Consider the following 16,400-nt stretch of genomic DNA (forward strand, 5'->3'; position numbering starts at 1 on the left):
CGGGGAGTTACGGAAAACGGAGGTGATCGTTCATGGAGGGCCCCGCGGAGATCGTTGTGCCGGTTCGGGCTGAGTCGATCAAGGTGGCTCGGGACTGGGTGGAGGACGTCATGGCACGGCTGGGCCAGGACACGTACGTCGCAAAGGTCGTGGTGTCGGAGCTGGTGACGAACGTCCTCCGCCACACCGGGAGCGCGACGGCGACCGTGCGGGTCGTCCAGGTGGACAAGGGAACGGTCGTGGAGGTCTTCGACGCCTGCGACGTCCTGCCGGTCACCGCTCCGGCGGACCTGATGTCCGAGGGAGGACGAGGGCTGGCGATGCTCGGTGCCCTGGTCAAGGAGTGGGACGTCCAGCCACTCGGCGGCGGCGGAAAGGCCGTGTGGGCGTTACTGCCCGAAGCCGCGCCGTGAAGGGGACGACGTGCTGGGCTGAACGAGAACGGGCTGCCGCGAGCGGCTCACGGCCGGCATCACACGTTCGAGACGGCCGATCGGCGGCTGGCCCGGATGGGGGCTGGTCGTCGGCCGTGGACTTCGTTCGTTCTCGCTTGGGCCCCACTCGGGTCCGTGCGACCTACCCCAAAGTAACCGGCCTGGGTCGGGAGGCCGCCGAGGTCGGCAACCGCCCGTGCCGCGTCCTGGGGTACAGGTTGCCGCCATCGGCTGCTTATCCTTCGTGGTCTTGTGGGGTCCATTGGGGGTTCCGGCCAAGGAGCGCGACGATGGTGCCCATCACCGAGTTGGCCGGATCCTCGGCGAAGGGCGGACGGTAGGCACCGCCGGGCCGGTTCAGTGGACTGCCGGGGGCGGTGTTGGCGCGGGCGAGCGGCAACGCGGCCTCTGCCAGCGTGGCCGGTACGGTCAGCGGGGTCTGGAGAGCGCTGGCCAGGTCCCAGCGGTGTACAAGCATGTCGACCGTGTGAACACCGAGCACCCATTCGGTCGATACCGGTTCCCGACTGGGAAGATTCAGGTTTGGGCCGGTGGCTTGGAGAGCGGCCGTCCAGCGTGCTGCGATACGAGCGAAGTCATCGCGCGGGTCTTCGCTTTCCCCGTCGAGGGGGCCGAGCACGGTACGGGCCACCGCGTCATGGCGTTCGTTCATGTGGCGGAGCAGATCCGCGACCGTCCAGCCCTCACACGGCGTCGGCTTCATCAGCGCGGAGCTGGGGATCAGGGCCACGTCATGGCCGATCAAGGCGAGTGCGGTCGCGTCCAAGCGCAGGAGGTCGGTCACATTCACGGGTTCCACTCCCCATCGGAGGCATCGGACAAATGGCGAACGATCGGACGCCAACATAGCGTACGCTCGTTCGCTATGCTGGTCGTATGTCTCCCCGTCACTCGGCGCTCGAAGCAGAGCGGACCCGCGCGCGGATCGTGCGGACCGCGATCGACGAGGCATCTCGGCTGGGCCTGGAAGGCCTGACGGTCGGGTCTCTCGCACAGCATCTCGGTATGAGCAAAGCCGGGCTGATCGGTCCCTTCGGCTCCCGCGAGCGATTGCTCGAAACCGCGCTCGAACAGGCCGGCGTGGTCTTCCGTGCGGCGGTCCTTGAGCCGTTGGCGGACGTGCCGCCCGGCCGCCGCCGTCTCGAACAGCTGATCACCTTGTGGGTGGATTACCTGGCCGACTGCCCTTTCCCCGGTGGATGCTTCGTCACCGCCGCGTCATCCGAACTCGACGGACGTCCCGGCGCCCTGCACGACCGGCTGCAAGGCATCGTGGTCTCCTGGCGCAAAGTGCTGATCGCCGAGGTCGTCGCCGCCCAACCCGAGATGCCTGGGCCGCACCGGCCGCCCGAGGAGGTCGTCACCACGCTGATCGGACTCTCCATGGCCGCCAACCAGGAGATCCAACTACTCGAGGACCCGTCGGCCGCGACCCGCGCCCGAAAGGCCATGCGTAACGCGGCGGGTCTCGACCGATGACCCTGCGGCAGCCCTGGTGTCCTGACGGCTCTGAACATCCGCGCGGAGCGCTTCGCTGATCTCAACAACGTGGTGCCTTCAGTGACACGACGCGGCCGCTTCAGGTGATTTCGAGGTTGGCCATCATGCCCATGTCCTCGTGTTCGGCGTTGTGGCAGTGGAAGAGATAGCGGCCGCGATAGCCGTCGAAGCGGGTGATGATCTCCGTCGACTCGCCGGGCCGCAGTGACACGGTGTCCTTCAGACCCGCGTCGTGCGGCAGAGGTGCCTTGCCGCCGCGCGTGAGCACGCGGAAGCCGACCAGGTGCAGATGGACGGGGTGGTGGACGTCGGCGATCAGCCGCCACACCTCGACGTCGCCGAGCCGGGCGGTGACGTCGGTGCGGGCGGGGTCGAACGCCCGGCCGCCGATCAGCCAGCCGTGGCCGTGGCGCATCCGCCCGGCGCGGAAGGAGAAGTCGCGCACCCGTGTGGCGTCGGACCGGTGCCACGTCGGCAGGTCGTGCGACAGGATGCGCGGTACGCGGCTGTGGTCGGCGGCCTTGCGCGCGACGCGGAAGGCCATCACCTCACGGGTGCGCCCGGAGCCCAGGCGGTTGACGATCTTGACGAGCCCGCCCACCGGGACCGGTGCGAAGTCGATGACCACGTCGTAGCGTTCGGCCGGCGCGATCGGCAGGTTCTGGTGGACGACCGGTGCGGTGAGCAGCCCCTGGTCGGCGCCGACCTGGATGAAGTCGAGCCGTCGGCCGTCGCCGGTGACCGCTTGGAGGTCGTAGTGCCGGGCGTTGGAGGCGTTCAGGACGCGCAGCCGGTGGCGGGCCGCGTCCACCTCGTGCACGGGCCACGGCGCGCCGTTGACCAGGATCACGTCGCCGAGGACGCCGCCGAGGTAGGGCTCAAGGACGCCCGGGTGCTCGCGCAGGGTGCCGTCGAGCGCGGGATAGGCGAGGTTGCCGTGCTCGTCGAACGCCCGGTCGGCGATCATGAGGGGCAGCTCGCGCGGGCCCGCGGGCAGGCCGAGCGACTCTTCGGCGTCGTCACGGACGAGGTGCAGCCCGGCCAGTCCCCGCCAGATGGCGGGGGCGGTGAAGTCCATCCGGTGGTCGTGGTACCACAGCAGGGTCGGCCGCTGGTCCAGCGGGAAGGTGTAGTCGCGCGTCAGCTTGGACGTCACCGCTCGCGGGTCGTGCATCGCGCCCATGCCGGGCATGCCGTGCGCGGTCTCCCGCCAGCCGTCGGGCAGGACGAGGTCGGTCGGGTAGCCGTCGGAGGCCGCCGGGGTCCGTCCGCCGTGCAGGTGGACGACGGTCGGTACGGGCAGCTGGTTGCGGTGTGTCACGTTGACCGGCCGGCCGCGGCGCGACTCGATCGTCGGCCCCGGGAAGGTGCCCTCGTAGGTCCACGCCGGCGTCCGGACGCCGGGCAGGATCTCCAGGGTCGCCTCCCGCTGGGTGATCTGGTAACGGTCGATCCCGCCTGAGGTGGCGACCGGTTTCAGCACGCCGGGGATCGGCAGCGGCACCTGGAACGCGGGCGGCAGCGGCACCCGGCTGGTCAGTTGGTCACCGGTGACCGCCGGACGCCGCGACAGTTTGGCCGAGGTCGCGAGCCCGGCGGCCGCCATCGCCCCGAGCGTCCCGCCGATGCCCAGCACCCGCCGTCTGGTCATGTCCCGCTTAGGCATCGTCGGCCTCCCGCTCCCGCGCCTCGCGCGCCTGCATCGTGTGCTCCTGCGGCCGTGGTCCGGCGGGACGGCGCCACACCGCGATGAACTGCACGACGAGCCCGACGACGGTCAGTACGCCCAGCGGCAGGTGCAGCCACAACGCGCCTTGCATCCCGGCGAAGTACTGCACCGTCTCGGCCACCACCACCGCCAGCGTGGCGACGAACGGTCCGGGCCGGCGCAGCCGGACCCAGACCACGATCGCCACGATCAGCTGCAGGTAGCCGACCGAGGTGGTGACGTTCGCGCCGGCCTCGTGCAGGCGCAGGCCGTCGTAGTCACCGCTCAGATACACGCCGGCGAACACCGGCTGACCGACGATCGCGACCACATGTGCGGTGACGAAGCCCCGCAGAACCCACGCGGAGGGTCTCGTCCGTAGCGCGTCACCGGACCTGGCAGGCACTGCCATCTCAGGGCCTTTCTCGGGAAGTGTGGGATGAGGCCGTGCTGCTGGACCGCCTGGCGGCGGCCCGATCCCCGCTCGGGTCGAGCCGCGGAATCGGGACGCCGCGCGAGCAGCGGACGGGGCTTGCTAAGCCGGAATCACGCCGAGCTGTTTCATCTGAGCGAGAACGTCGACGATCCCCCACGTCTCGGCGATTCGGCCGTCGGTGAAGCGGACGATGATGATCTCTCTGTAGGTGATGGTCTTGCCGGTCGGCGGGACGCCCATGTACTCGCCCTGGTGGGTCCCGGTGACGGTGTTCCTGAAGACGACCTTGTCGCCTTCGGCGATCATGTCCTCGACCTCGACGTGAAGATCGGGGAATGCGCGCAGGAGCATCGCGCCCACCTGCTTGAGTGCTTCGGCCCCCGTCGCGTCGATCGGCAGTGGCGTGCGGATCAGCACGTCCGGGTCGACGACCTCGTCGACCATCTTCCAGAAGATCTCCACGTCGCCGGTGCTCTGGGCGTCGTGCAGACGGCTGAACGCAGCTTTGTTGCGTGCGATCTGATCTGTTGACATCTCGCTGTCTCCTCGGATCGATTGAGAATCGTTCGGGTCGCTATCGCCGCTCACATCGAGGGCTCTGGCCGCCGGTCCGGGTCACTTCTGGAGGACGGCCTGGATCTCCAGGCTGATCGACACCTTGTCGCCGACCGTGACGCCTCCCGCGTCCAGCGGGATGCTGATGTCGATGCCGAAGTCGCGCCGGTTGATCTCCGCGGTCGCGGAGAAGCCGGCCCGCCGTCCGCCCCACTGGTCCGAGCCGAACCCGTTCACCTCGACCGTCAGTGGGACCTGCCGCGTGACGCCGTGCAACGTCAGCTCACCGTCGATGACCCAGCCACCGCGGGTCTGGCGGATGCCGGTCGAGCGGTAGGTCATCGTCGGGTACTTCTCGACCTGGAGGTAGTCGGCGGCGCGAAGGTGGTTGTCACGCATGTCGTTGCCGGTGTCGATGGACGCCAGGTCGATCGTCGCGGCGACCGTGGAGTCAAGGAGGCTCTCGCCCGTGACGATGGTGACGTCGTAGGCGGTGAACCGGCCGCGCACCTTGCTGATCATGAGGTGCCGGGCAGAGAAGCCGATCTCCGAATGCGACGGGTCGACCTTCCAGATACCGGCCAGATAGCCCGGGATCGCGACCGTCGCTGAGGCGGTCGTGGGGACAGAGTTCATGGTTTCCTCCATAAATGTGATGCCGGCGCGGGACGTGGTGGGATCTTCACCAGTGGTGTGGAGCCGTCCGGACCGGACGGTCGTGCTCAGCCGAGTCCGATTACCCGAACTGGCCGACCCGGTAGTCGCCGGCGGGCAGTTGACACATGACGTTCACGCGGTTGAAGGCGTTGATGACGGCGATCTGGGACACCAGGGCGGCGAGCTGGTCCTCGTCGTAGTGCTGGGCCGCGTTCGCCCAGACCTCGTCGCTGACGCCGCCGACGGCGTCGGCGATGCGGGTGCCCTGCTCGGTCAACTCCAGGGCGGCGCGCTCGGCCTCGGTGAAGACCGTCGCCTCCCGCCAGACCGCGACCAGGTTGAGGCGGGTGGAGGTCTCCCCGGCATGCGCGGCGTCCTTGGTGTGCATGTCGGTGCAGAAACCGCAACCGTTGATCTGGCTGGCGCGGATCTCCACCAGCGCGATCGTCGCGGCCGGCAGCCTCGAGTCCTCGATCGCCTTGCCCGCCCCGATGATCTGCTTGAGGACCTTGGTCGCGACCGGATCGGCGGACAGGTCCAAGCGTGCGTTCACGGTGTGCTCCTTTCGTGGTCGTTTGATGGCCCTCGGGGGCAGCCCGAACATGGCGATCGGAGATCGCCGGTGGCCAGGTGTTGTCGATGCGCAGCCAGCGGATCAGCCGGCGCTCGACGTCATGGGGGCTGGTCAGCAGCGCGCGTCTACTGCGCCCCCGCGGCGAGCAGGTGCCGGCCTCCTTGTGACTCTTTCTGCAGGTAGTGCCGTCTGCGAACATGTCCAGACTCCTACGCGGCCCCCTTGCCGATCAACGCGCAACTGCGCGAAGATCGTGAAGCTGAGGTTCACGATGCGGAGGTGTCATGCCGGAGCGGCACGAGATCGAGGCGTTCTTGACACTGGCCGAGGAGCTGCACTTCGGCCGCACCGCAGAGCGGCTGCACGTCTCCACCACCCGGGTCAGCCAGACGATCAGGAAACTGGAGCGAGCCGTCGGAGTCCCACTGTTCGAGCGCACCAGCCGCCGGGTCACGCTCACCCCGATCGGAAGCCAGCTGCGCGACGAACTACGACCGGCCTGGGATCAGGTCCAGCAGAGCCTCCGGAACGCCATCGCCGCCGGACGCGGCATCACCGGCGTCCTGCACGTCGGATACTTCGGATCCGACGCAGCACTCTTCCTGCATGCGGCGACTGATGCGTTTCGCCGCCGGTACCCCGAGTGCGACGTGCAGATCGTGGAACTACATCTCAACAACGGCGTAGCGGCGCTGCAGACCGGCCAGGTGGACATGGAGCTGGCCCGCCTCCCCGCCGACCACCCCGAGCTCGCCGGCGGGCCAGTGCTGTTCACCGAGCCGAAGGTGCTCGCGGTCTCCTCGTATCACCCCTTCGCACGCCGCACATCGGTGTCCCTCGAAGACCTTGCCGACGTCCAGGTGCTGCAGAACCCCAGCGCCGTCTTGGACAGCTGGGACGAATTCCATTCCCCCAAAGTCACCCCGAGCGGCCGACCCATCCCACACATACCGGGCGCCGAGACCTTCATGGGGATGCTCGCACTCGTCGGCGCCGGCAAGGGCGTCTACCCCGAAGGAGGCCGGGCGATGCGGTTCTACGTCCGTCCCGACATCACCTACGTGCCCTTCCGCGACACCCCGCCCATCGAATGGGGACTGATCTGGCTCGGCACACGCGAGACCGCCCGAATTCGCGCCTTCGACCAAACCGCACAACTCGTCGCGCCTGATCTGCCTACGCCCCCCACTTCCTAGGCCTCCCACGGCTGGGCCAGGACGCCTACGTCGCAAAGGTCGTGGTGTCGGAGTTGGTGACGAACGTCCTCCGCCACACCGGAAGCGTGACGGCGACCGTGCGGGTCGTCCAGGCGGACAAAGGGACGGTCGTGGAGGTCTTCGACTCCTGCGACGTCCTGCCGGTCACCGCTCCGGCGGACCTGATGTCCGAGGGAGGACGAGGGCTGGCGATGCTCGGTGCCCTGGTCAAGGAGTGGGACGTCCAGCCACTCGGCGGCGGCGGAAAGGCCGTGTGGGCGTTACTGCCCGAAACCGCGCCGTGAACTCTTGGCCATGGCGCACCTCGATGACATCATGGCGACCTTCTGGGGCCCGGCGACCACGGTGTCCAGCCACCTCTGACCGAGGACATGATCAGGGATGCTGAGCGTGGGCTCGGTGTATCTCTGCCTTCCGTGTTACTCGGCCTGCTGCGAGTGCAGAACGGCGGGCTGGTGGCAGATGCCTGACGTCCCGTCTCCACCGGCGACCACGCGAGAATGAAGGTATGTATTGCCTGCAGGCGGTCATAGCCACCGAACCCGTGCTCCGCGAGCTGGCCGTCACCGCCGCTGAGGCGCGCATCGTTCCTCTCGGCCAGCGTCTTTCGCTCTTGCCGATGACCGACGCGCTGTTCGAAGCGGTCACGGTCGCCGGAGCAGCTGGACTCGACGGGTTCTGGAAGGCGCCCGCAGGCTTCGCTGGTGTGCTGGCCGCCTGTTCGGCGATGGGACCGGTGGCCTATGTCGAGGCTGACTACTTCGGCGGGACGGGAACACAGGACGCGCAGGTCTGGGATGCGGGGAAGGTGGTCCTCGGCCCCCTGCATCTGGCCGAGGGAGAACCGTCGCCGGCGATCGGCAGTCCGATCTCCCAAGCGCTCCGACGACTCGGGGCTACCAAAGGCGCTCACGTTGACGAGTTCGACGCGGTCGGACTCGGCCGTCACCGCGCGACAGACCGCTGGCTTTCGCCCAGGAGCTGATCAACGCCGATGAGCGGACACCTCTAGACCTGGTGCACAGCGGGTTTCCGGTGGTGTCGCGAATGCCGGCTCTTGCCAGCGCGTCAAAGACCATCCGTAGAGTCCTGGCCGTCCTCACCTACCTCCGCAGCGGGGAAGGAGGCCGGGCAGCGTTCCGATGACAGCGATCAGACCGCGTACAACGGCGCTTGTGACAACTCGGTCTCCATGCGGTCACTTGCCGAGGAAGGATTCGGCGATCGTGAGGTACACGTCGCAGCGCAGCAGCGGGTCGTCCAGGTCCCCGATGATGCGGCTCACCTCGGCCAGGTCGCGGGTCGCGATCGCCTTGGCGGCGATGAGCAGGGCGCCCGGCCAGTCGGCGGGGTCGAGGGTGCGGGCGATGCGTTCGGCTTCCGCCGGAGCGTACCGGGCCATCAGCGAGGCGAGCCGGGGCAGGTGAAGATCGCGGCCGACACCGGTGTCATCCGACGCAAGGATGTGGGACTCGGCTTCGCGCAGCAGAGCCTGGGCTCGGTCCGGCTCGCCGTCGGCGACCGTCTCGGCGAGGAACATCAAACCGGAGCCCGCACCCGGAGGGCCGGAGCGGAGCGCGGCTTCGGCTCGGTCGAGGAGTCCGTTTGCGGCGGCCGGGTCGGTCCCGGCGACGACGGAGGCGATTCGCGTCCTGGCGGTGGCCTGGGATGCTCCTTTGAGGGCGAGGGCGATGCCGCGCATCTCTGCCGCCAGCCGGGAACGTTCGGCGTCGCCGGGCGGAAACGCCACGGCGGCCGCGGTCAGGACCTCGACGGCGTACCAGGGCGAGGCGGTCGGCAGGTCGCGGACGATGCGTTCGGCGTCGGCGGCGTCCTGCCACGCGGTCACCTCGGCTACGCGATGCAGGAGGATCTCGCGCATCCCGACGTCGGGAGCGGTGTCGGCGGCGGCCTCGGCGTCGCGCAGGCAGGCGGCGGCGTCTTCGGGAGCGTGGTCTTGAAGAACCTCGGCGAGGAGGACGAGAGCGCGGCCGCGCTCCGACGGGTCGGGGATGGTCAGCGCGATGCCGCCGGCCTCGGTGAAAAGGGTGCTGGCGCGGCCCGGGTCGTGGCCGGTCATCGCGGCGGCGACCTTCGCCAGGTGGGCCGCCGCCAGAGCGGGGCTGCGCCCCGCCGGGCCCGTACTTCGGCGAGTCCGAACAGCTGCGTGACGTGTTCGTCCAGAGCGGCCAGTTGTTCGGCGGCGCTCCTGGCCGCCTTCGGGTCGTCGCCGACGGCGGCCCGCCGCCACCGCGTGGCGGCTGGTGGACGCTCTGATCACCCGCGCGGGCTCGCCGGCTTCGGAGTCACCTTCCTTCACAACTCGGAACTGGTCGGCAGCCGGGCGACGTGCCATCAGCGCGCCGGAGAGGCGTTGCTACTGATCGCTGCCGAACACCGACCGGTGGCGCTCGGTGGCGATCAGCAGGACGGTCGGCACTGCGGCGACGACCGTGGCGGCGAGGACCCAGGCGAAGGCGGTCCCGAACGCGTCCGCCTGGCGTGAAGCCATTCCTCCGGCACCGTCCAGGCCGTGCTGGAGGACGACAGCGAAGATCGCCGTGCCGACCGACGCTCCGAACCGCTGGACGACGTTGAGCTGCGGGGTCGCGTCGGCGATCTTGGCGCGGCCGAGGGCGTTGAAGGCGGCGGTCATGGCGGGCATGCCCGAGAGGCCGATGCCCAGGCCGCGCGCGACCAGGCCCGCGTCCAGCAGCGGGTACGGGACGTCCGCGCTTATGAAGAGGAACGGCGCGGTGGTCACGACGGCGATCACCCCGCCGACCAGCGACGTCCGCCCGGGGCCGAACCGCTCGGTGATCCGGCCGGATGCCCAGATCGAGGCCAGCGCCCCCAGCCCCTGCGGCACGAGCAGCAGGCCGGTCGCGACCGTGCTCTCGTGCCGTACGACCTGAAAGTAGATCGGCAGCAGGATCATGCCGCCGAAGATCGATGCACCGACGCCGAAGGTGACGAGTGAGGCCGCGCTGAAGGCGGGGTTGCGGAACAGGCGCACGTCCAGCAGCGGGCGCTCCACCCGCAGGGAGCGCAGCACGAAGAGGCCGAGCAGCACGGCGCCGCCCGCTGTCCACGCCGTTCCGAGGGCGGCGTCGCCCCGCTCGCCGACCTTGGCCAGGCCGTATGTGACGCAGACCGACCCGGCCACCGCCAAGACCAGCCCCGGCACGTCCAGCGTCCCGGCTTCCTCCTGTGCGTCGCGCGGCAGCATGCGCAAGGCCAGCCAGGCCGCCACCGCTCCGATCGGCACGTTCACCAGGAAGATCCACTCCCAGGAGGCGTGCTCCAGCAGCAGTCCGCCCAAGGTCGGGCCGGCCACCGGCGCCATGATGGTCGGGATCCCGATCAGCGCCATCACGCGGGCGAGCCGCCGTGGGCCCGCCGCGCGGACGATGATGATCTGCCCGACCGGCGTCATCAGGCCGCCCGCCAGGCCTTGCAGGACACGGAACGCCACGAGCTGCTCGGTGTTCTGGGCGAGGCCGCAGGCGAGCGAGGCGAGGGTGAAAGCGGCGGTCGCCGCGGCCAGGACCCGCCGCGCGCCGAGTCGCCGGGCCAGCCAGCCGCTCACCGGGATCACCATGCCCATGGCCAGCGTGTAGGCCGTCACCACCCATTGGACGATGGTGAGAGAAGCGTGCAGATCTGCCGACAGCGTCTGCAGCGCGATGTTGACGATCGTGGAGTCGAGCATCACCACCAACCCGCCGAGCATCGCGACGATGATCACGCGGCGCAGCTCGGGCGGAAAGCCGGTGGAAGCCGCGGCGGCCAGGGTCGGTGGGGGGTCTTCGCGGATCTCTGCAGTCATGGTCGACAGCATTTATCCAGATAGACAATTCTGTCAACCGACTGGACAATCAATACGATTATCCAGCCGGGCAACGGTCACCTAGACTGGGCATATGGCGGAGAACTCTGCGAAGCGCTGGCGTGCCCCGGCACCCGAGGAACGGCAACGCGACGCCGAGCGGACCCGCGCCGCGCTCCTGGAGGCCGCCCTGGAGGAGTTCGCGGCCAAGGGCCAGGCGGGCGCCCGCGTCCAGGACATCGCTGACCGGGCAGGCGTCAACAAGCATCTGATCAGCTACTACTTCGGCGGCAAGGAGGGGCTTTACCGCGAGCTGCAGCGGCGCTGGGTGGAGCATGAGAGGGAATTCGCAGGCGAGGACGTACCTCTTGACGAGGTGGCCGTCCGCTACCTGCGGCGCTGTGTCGACGATCCACGCCCCACCCGCCTGATGCTGTGGAACGGCCTCGAGGACGGACCCAAACCGGAGGACACCCCGGTCGCGCAGTCGATCCGCGACGACCTCGACCAGATCAAGAAGCGCCAGGAGCGCGGCGAGTTGCCCGCCGAACTCGATCCCGCCTCGGTGCGGCTCGCGGTCAACGCGATGACGGCCGCGCCGATGCTCATGCCGCACGTGGTCCGCGTGGCGTTCGGCCTCGATCCCGGCTCACCCGAGTTCGAGAAGCGGTACGGCGAGCAGCTTCGGCTCATGATCAAGCTTCTGTGCGGGGGCGGCGCACCGGACGCGGACGGCTGACCGCCGGCGTGGCACGCTCCGTCCCTGGGGCCGGTGGAGAGGCACTCCAGGTGTACGGGGGTGGGACACGCTTGCCGGGGGCCGCATTGCCGTCCGAAGCCAGCGCCGACAACGCTGGATCCCCCCGGGCCCCCGCGGAGACCGTTGTGCCGGTTCGGTGCCCGAAGCCACGCCGTGAACGGCAGCGACGTGCCGGACACCGCGGGGCTAGCTTTCGGGGGAGGAGGCCAGGCATGCGGCGAGGTCCTCACGTAGGCGGAGCTGCTGCTCCCGGGACAAAGGTGAGAACAGCTGCTTTTCGACGGCGCGGACGGTCACGCTGGCCTGGCGCAGCAGTGTCCGGCCGTCCCCGGTGAGTTCGGTCGGCAGCGCTCGCCCATGGGGTGCCTGATCAGGCCGGGTGAGCAGGCCGCGCTCTTGTAGCCGGCGTAGGACGAGGTTCATCGACTGGCGGGTGACGAAGGCGCGGCGGGCGAGTTCCGCGTTGGACAGCCCGGGGTTCTGGCCGAGCAACTCGAGGCACGCGTATTGGGGAACGGTCAGGTCCAGCGGCCGCAGGGCTTCGTCCATCGCGGTGCGCATGGATGCGTGCACCTGTTTGAGGACGTAGCCCACAGATAGCTCTAGATCGCCGACTGCCTCTTGCTCCATGTCAGCATTCTGACATAGCGTGGATGTCAGCACATTGACATGAGGGGGCGAGGGCATGGGTGGAAACGTCACGTACTTCGAGGTGCCGAGCAGCGACATCGCAGCGACCCGGCGGTTCTGGGGCTCGCTGTTCGGCTGGACGTTCTACGAGGGCAACTTCCCGGGCTACTCGATGATCCAGGGGCCCGAGCCGATGGGCGGCGCGCCGCACGACGACTCGTCGCGACACCCGCGGATCTTCTTCGCCGTCGATGACATCGAAGCCGCTGTCGCTCGGGTGCGCGAACTCGGCGGTACGGCAGAGGACCCCGTGACGATCCCATCCGGTGCGTACGCCCATTGCACCGATGACCAGGGCGTGGAGTTCAGCCTCTCCCAAGAGGCGGGAAAGCATGCTTGAATCGCATCGATGCCGGCGAGCCGGGGCCACAGGGGGCCGGCACCTCGTGAGGCCGCTGCTTCCGCTGGCGTTGGCCACCTTCGCGGTCGGTACCGACGCCTTCGTGATGGCCGGGCTCCTGCCGGCCATCGCCGCCGACCTTGATGTGAGCATCCCTGCGGCCGGACAGCTGGTGACGGTGTTCGCGCTGACCCTTGCCGTCGCGGCGCCGGTGTTGAGCTGGCTGCTGAGCCCGCTGGATCGCCGCAGGGCTCTGCAACTGGCGCTGATCGTGTTCGTCCTCGGCAACGTCGCGACCGCGCTCAGCTCGAACTATGCGATCGCGCTGGCAGCTCGGATTCTCACCGCTCTCGGTGCCGCCACGATCACGGCCTCCGCCTCGAGCGCGGCTGTCGCGATCACGCCCGAAGAACGCCGGGGCCGTGCGATGGCGCTGGTCATCGGCGGATTGACCCTGTCCACCGCGCTGGGCATGCCACTGGGCAACTTGATCGGCAGCGTCGATTGGCGCCTCACGCTGTGGGCCGTCGCTGCCCTGGGCGTCGTTGCCGCCATCGGTATCTCGGTGTCGTTGCCCAAGGTGGCGTTGCCTGCGACGAGCCTGACCGCACGTCTGGCTCCGCTGCGCCAGACCAGGGTGCTCACCATCTTGGTGGCAACGCTGCTGGTGATGGCCGGCCACTACGCCGTCTACACCTACATCGGCGCGATGACCGCCGAAGCCACGACAGGGTCGTTCCCCCAGGCGCTCACCATGATCCTTTTCGCCTGGGGTGTCGGCGTCCTGGCCGGCAACGTCCTCGCCGGCTACCTGGCGGACAAGCGTCCAGCGCTTGGAGTCTCGCTCGCCGCGCTCGGCGGCGGCACCGTGCTGCTCGCGATCAGCCCACTCACGGTCGGCCACCTGATCATCGCCACCGCCTGGGCCGCCGTCTGGGGAGCCACCGACGGAATGGCCTCGGTGGTGCAGCAACACCGGCTGGTGACGATCGCGCCCGCCTCAGCACCATTGCTCTTTGGCCTCAACTCCTCCGCGATCTACGTCGGCGTCGCGATAGGAGGCGTACTTGGCGGTCTGTCCCAAGACTGGCTCTCGATCACCCTGCTCGGCGTTCCCGCCGCCGTCCTGGCGCTGCTCGCCACCACGGTCACCTTCGCCGAGGGGCGGGCCGACGACCGGGCGAAAATCTCGGCCGTCGAACCCGAGTATTCCCAGTAGCGCAAGGCCATGGGCTCGTGAGCGCGGCTGCTCACAAGGCGCTCCGACTTGGCTCTGTCCGCCCCAAGCGGTCGGCGACATGCGCCGCGAGCGATGGCCTCCTCATGCGCGGCCCGCGGGTCGTCGACGTGGAGGTCGAGACGCACTTGTTGGGAGGCCTTCCCTTTCTAGTAGACGCTATTGTTTGTTTGACCGATGGACGTTCCGACGGTGCCCCGGGGCCGCCGTCGGCACCGGAGAGGGGCCACGCGATGGCGACGGTGATCTCCTACCGAGGACACGGCTGGCTGAGTCCGCTGATCTTGTTCAGTGCGCCGCTGCCGCTTGCCGGAGTGCTGTCGCTGACCGGCATGCCCGTCATCGTCGCGGCGGTGCCCAGTTTCCTGGCGGGCGCGGCCGTCAACCACCTGGTGGGCATTCGGCTGAACTCGACGGTCACGCCGCGGGGCCGGGTGTTCCACAATCGGCACGAGTTCATGGGCGCGCCGATGCAGAACACCTCGTGGTTCGTCGGCGGGCTGCTCTTCCTGGTGGCGGGGGCCGTCGTGGCCGGAATGGGCGGTGAGGCGGCCGGACACCTCTTCTTCTACCTCGCGGTAGGGACGGGACTGGCGGTGTGGATGGTCGTCAAGATCCGGCGCGGTCGGGTTCACCCCCTTTACCTGTCGGGAGAGGCGGCGCTGGCCGGCGGCCGGATGACGGTGATGGTCGACGGCCGTGCGGTCACGTTCGAAATGCCCGCCAAGGTCAGATCGGGAGCTTTGGTGCGGGCACCGGGACAGGGCCGGGATGGCACAGACCTGAACCTGCGGGTGATCGTGCGGGGATGATCTCGGACGACCTCACCGCCCGATCACTCCAACCCCTGCGTCAGCCGCGGCCGAGGACGCAGAACTCGTTGCCTTCCGTGTCGGCCAGGACCGTCCACGGGACGTCGCCCTGGCCGAGGTCGACGTCGGTGGCGCCGAGAGCCCGCAGCCGGGCCACCTCCGGCTCCTTGTCGTCAATGGGGTCCGGAATCAGGTCGACATGCGCGCGGTTCCACCATGTCCTCGCACCGGATGTGCGAAGGAGCTCCAGATACGGCCCGACCCCTTCGGGCGAGCGCAGCACCGCATGATCATCGGTCACCTCGTGCAGGGTCCACTCGATCGCCTCGTCCCAGAACCGGGCCATGGCACGCGGATCCTCACAGTCGACCACGACCGCGGCGATCGGCCCGGTATCCCGGTAGATCTCCCGAGGCTCCAGCACACAGAACACATTGCCCTCCGGGTCGGCCAGAACCGTCCACGGGACGTCGCCCTGGCCCACATCCGCAGGCGTCGCACCGAGATCCTTGAGGCGCGCGACCAACTCCGCCTGATGGGCCGCAGAGGTCGTGGCGAGATCGAGGTGCACGCGGTACTTCACCGTCTCCGGGTCCGGAACGGCGACGAAATCGATGTAGAAGGCGGCGGGGTCCGGCCAGTCGAAGCCCACGGGTGCGATGTTGGTAACACCGGGTCCCTCGCTGTCAACACCCCAGCCGAGCACCTCCGCCCAGAACCGGCCGAGCGCCGAGTCGTCCTGAGCCTTGAAGTTCACCTGAACAAGCCGTAGCGCCATGCCGCCGATCATAGGCCCGGGTGGGAGGTCTCACCGCCCAGGCTCATGGGTGAGCACCGCAAGGTACTCATGCTGCTCCCGCAGGAGGTCGCCCAGGCTGGGATGCGGTGACAGCGGCAGCGTCCGGTCCCCCACCACGATCTTCGTCAACGCCAGACCGGTCCCGGTGAGCAGGAGCCGGAGGTCGGCGGGCGTGTAGCACCGCAGGACCTGGCTGATCCGCTGATCGGGGCTCGACGTCTCCCACCAGGTGTCGATCGCCGTGCACGTGACGGGGTCGAAACGCGTCCGCTCATCGAGTTCGCGGTCATACCCGGCGGCGGCGTCCGGTGTCCGGTGCTCCTGGTCTCCGTCCCAGCGAGCCCAGACGAAAGGGTTGAAGACATCGATCAACGCGACCCCGCCCGGCCCGAGCCACTCGGAGGCGATCCGTACCAGGAGCCGGCGCTGGTCGTCGTCGGTCCCTACACCAAAGCCGTTCCAGTAGCAGACCACGTCATACCGGTCCGCCAAGTCCACCTCGTAGAAGTCGGCCTTGTGGACGGTCAGCGAGCCCGGAGCCACGTTCCGGAGCAGTTCGCCGGACAGATCCGCGCGATCGCTGACCTCGACCGCCGTCACCGCGAAGCCCGCCTTTGCGACGGCCGCCGCCGTCGCGCCGTAACCCGATCCCAACTCCAGAACCCGTCCCGCCTCGGCGCCATGCTCACGCAGGAGCCGCACCCGGCGGTGGTCGCGTTCGGTGATCCGCGCGTCGGCCCGCCCCCACCATTGACCGGTCTTCGAGTAGAACTCGCGAACCCAATCCATGATCCAAGCCAACCAGGACGCGCGAGGGCGTGGCCAGGCCGT

The 16,400-nt window shown here is 68.9% G+C and carries 20 protein-coding genes; 9 read left to right on the top strand and 11 right to left on the bottom strand.

Annotation, left to right across the window (positions count from 1 at the left end; translation table 11 throughout):
* The first annotated feature begins 56 nt into the window (after positions 1-56).
* The gene (locus tag ACQPXG_RS10310; protein ID WP_433467410.1) at positions 57-413 is read left to right on the top strand and encodes an ATP-binding protein; all 357 of its coding nucleotides are present in this window, start codon (positions 57-59) and stop codon (positions 411-413) included.
* Positions 414-669: 256 nt separating this feature from the next.
* Here ACQPXG_RS10310 and ACQPXG_RS10315 read toward each other — a convergent pair whose 3' ends face one another.
* Positions 670-1,245, bottom strand: a complete 576-nt coding sequence (locus ACQPXG_RS10315; protein ID WP_433467411.1) for a maleylpyruvate isomerase family mycothiol-dependent enzyme — start codon at positions 1,243-1,245, stop codon at positions 670-672.
* Between the two features lie 137 nt (positions 1,246-1,382).
* Between ACQPXG_RS10315 and ACQPXG_RS10320 the strand changes: the two genes are divergently transcribed.
* Positions 1,383-1,934: a TetR family transcriptional regulator C-terminal domain-containing protein gene (locus ACQPXG_RS10320; RefSeq protein WP_433467412.1), complete on the top strand. Its 552-nt coding sequence runs from the start codon at positions 1,383-1,385 to the stop codon at positions 1,932-1,934.
* A gap of 100 nt (positions 1,935-2,034) precedes the next feature.
* On the opposite strand, the gene ACQPXG_RS10325 is transcribed toward ACQPXG_RS10320, so the two are convergent.
* The 5 genes from ACQPXG_RS10325 to ACQPXG_RS10345 all read right to left on the bottom strand — a co-directional run bounded on the left by ACQPXG_RS10325 (position 2,035) and on the right by ACQPXG_RS10345 (position 5,864).
* Positions 2,035-3,621: a multicopper oxidase family protein gene (locus ACQPXG_RS10325; protein WP_433467413.1), complete on the bottom strand. Its 1,587-nt coding sequence runs from the start codon at positions 3,619-3,621 to the stop codon at positions 2,035-2,037.
* Positions 3,614-4,075 (bottom strand): hypothetical protein, encoded by a 462-nt coding sequence (locus tag ACQPXG_RS10330; protein ID WP_433467414.1) that lies wholly within the window; start codon positions 4,073-4,075, stop codon positions 3,614-3,616. The genes ACQPXG_RS10325 and ACQPXG_RS10330 overlap by 8 nt, the downstream gene beginning before the upstream one ends.
* 123 nt (positions 4,076-4,198) lie before the next feature.
* Complete coding sequence (locus tag ACQPXG_RS10335) at positions 4,199-4,633, bottom strand: ester cyclase (protein ID WP_433467415.1); 435 nt, start codon at positions 4,631-4,633, stop codon at positions 4,199-4,201.
* An 81-nt stretch (positions 4,634-4,714) separates the two neighbouring features.
* Positions 4,715-5,290, bottom strand: a complete 576-nt coding sequence (locus ACQPXG_RS10340; protein WP_433467416.1) for a YceI family protein — start codon at positions 5,288-5,290, stop codon at positions 4,715-4,717.
* A gap of 100 nt (positions 5,291-5,390) precedes the next feature.
* On the bottom strand, positions 5,391-5,864 hold the full coding sequence (locus tag ACQPXG_RS10345; RefSeq protein WP_433467417.1) for a carboxymuconolactone decarboxylase family protein: 474 nt from the start codon (positions 5,862-5,864) through the stop codon (positions 5,391-5,393).
* 305 nt (positions 5,865-6,169) lie between these two features.
* Here ACQPXG_RS10345 and ACQPXG_RS10350 point away from each other — a divergent pair, with 305 nt between their 5' ends.
* The 3 genes from ACQPXG_RS10350 to ACQPXG_RS10360 all read left to right on the top strand — a co-directional run bounded on the left by ACQPXG_RS10350 (position 6,170) and on the right by ACQPXG_RS10360 (position 8,087).
* The gene (locus tag ACQPXG_RS10350; RefSeq protein WP_433467418.1) at positions 6,170-7,081 is read left to right on the top strand and encodes a LysR family transcriptional regulator; all 912 of its coding nucleotides are present in this window, start codon (positions 6,170-6,172) and stop codon (positions 7,079-7,081) included.
* Between the two features lie 44 nt (positions 7,082-7,125).
* Positions 7,126-7,386 (top strand): ATP-binding protein, encoded by a 261-nt coding sequence (locus ACQPXG_RS10355; protein ID WP_433467419.1) that lies wholly within the window; start codon positions 7,126-7,128, stop codon positions 7,384-7,386.
* 224 nt (positions 7,387-7,610) lie between these two features.
* Positions 7,611-8,087: a hypothetical protein gene (locus ACQPXG_RS10360; protein WP_433467420.1), complete on the top strand. Its 477-nt coding sequence runs from the start codon at positions 7,611-7,613 to the stop codon at positions 8,085-8,087.
* Positions 8,088-8,300: 213 nt separating this feature from the next.
* Here the strand turns inward: ACQPXG_RS10360 and ACQPXG_RS10365 are convergent, their stop codons facing one another.
* Positions 8,301-9,182, bottom strand: a complete 882-nt coding sequence (locus tag ACQPXG_RS10365; RefSeq protein ID WP_433467421.1) for a hypothetical protein — start codon at positions 9,180-9,182, stop codon at positions 8,301-8,303.
* Positions 9,183-9,479: 297 nt separating this feature from the next.
* Entirely contained in the window at positions 9,480-10,931 is a 1,452-nt protein-coding gene (locus tag ACQPXG_RS10370) for a DHA2 family efflux MFS transporter permease subunit (protein WP_433467422.1), read from the bottom strand.
* 94 nt (positions 10,932-11,025) lie between these two features.
* Here ACQPXG_RS10370 and ACQPXG_RS10375 point away from each other — a divergent pair, with 94 nt between their 5' ends.
* On the top strand, positions 11,026-11,670 hold the full coding sequence (locus ACQPXG_RS10375) for a TetR/AcrR family transcriptional regulator (RefSeq protein WP_433467423.1): 645 nt from the start codon (positions 11,026-11,028) through the stop codon (positions 11,668-11,670).
* Between the two features lie 207 nt (positions 11,671-11,877).
* Here ACQPXG_RS10375 and ACQPXG_RS10380 read toward each other — a convergent pair whose 3' ends face one another.
* Positions 11,878-12,321 carry a MarR family winged helix-turn-helix transcriptional regulator gene (locus ACQPXG_RS10380; RefSeq protein WP_433467424.1) on the bottom strand — a complete coding sequence of 148 codons (444 nt, stop codon included), beginning with the start codon at positions 12,319-12,321 and terminating at the stop codon, positions 11,878-11,880.
* Positions 12,322-12,376: 55 nt separating this feature from the next.
* Between ACQPXG_RS10380 and ACQPXG_RS10385 the strand changes: the two genes are divergently transcribed.
* From ACQPXG_RS10385 to ACQPXG_RS10395, 3 genes are all read left to right on the top strand, one after another.
* Positions 12,377-12,721 carry a VOC family protein gene (locus ACQPXG_RS10385; RefSeq protein WP_433467425.1) on the top strand — a complete coding sequence of 115 codons (345 nt, stop codon included), beginning with the start codon at positions 12,377-12,379 and terminating at the stop codon, positions 12,719-12,721.
* A gap of 46 nt (positions 12,722-12,767) precedes the next feature.
* Positions 12,768-13,940: an MFS transporter gene (locus ACQPXG_RS10390; protein ID WP_433467426.1), complete on the top strand. Its 1,173-nt coding sequence runs from the start codon at positions 12,768-12,770 to the stop codon at positions 13,938-13,940.
* Positions 13,941-14,068: 128 nt separating this feature from the next.
* Positions 14,069-14,770 (top strand): hypothetical protein, encoded by a 702-nt coding sequence (locus ACQPXG_RS10395; protein WP_433467427.1) that lies wholly within the window; start codon positions 14,069-14,071, stop codon positions 14,768-14,770.
* A gap of 40 nt (positions 14,771-14,810) precedes the next feature.
* Here the strand turns inward: ACQPXG_RS10395 and ACQPXG_RS10400 are convergent, their stop codons facing one another.
* Positions 14,811-15,548, bottom strand: coding sequence for a VOC family protein (locus ACQPXG_RS10400; RefSeq protein WP_433467428.1), 738 nt, complete (start codon positions 15,546-15,548; stop codon positions 14,811-14,813).
* A gap of 30 nt (positions 15,549-15,578) precedes the next feature.
* Entirely contained in the window at positions 15,579-16,358 is a 780-nt protein-coding gene (locus ACQPXG_RS10405) for a class I SAM-dependent methyltransferase (RefSeq protein ID WP_433467429.1), read from the bottom strand.
* Between the last annotated feature and the right edge of the window lie 42 nt (positions 16,359-16,400).

The organism is Spirillospora sp. CA-128828, assembly GCF_050945415.1.
Taxonomy (GTDB): Bacteria; Actinomycetota; Actinomycetes; order Streptosporangiales; family Streptosporangiaceae; genus Spirillospora.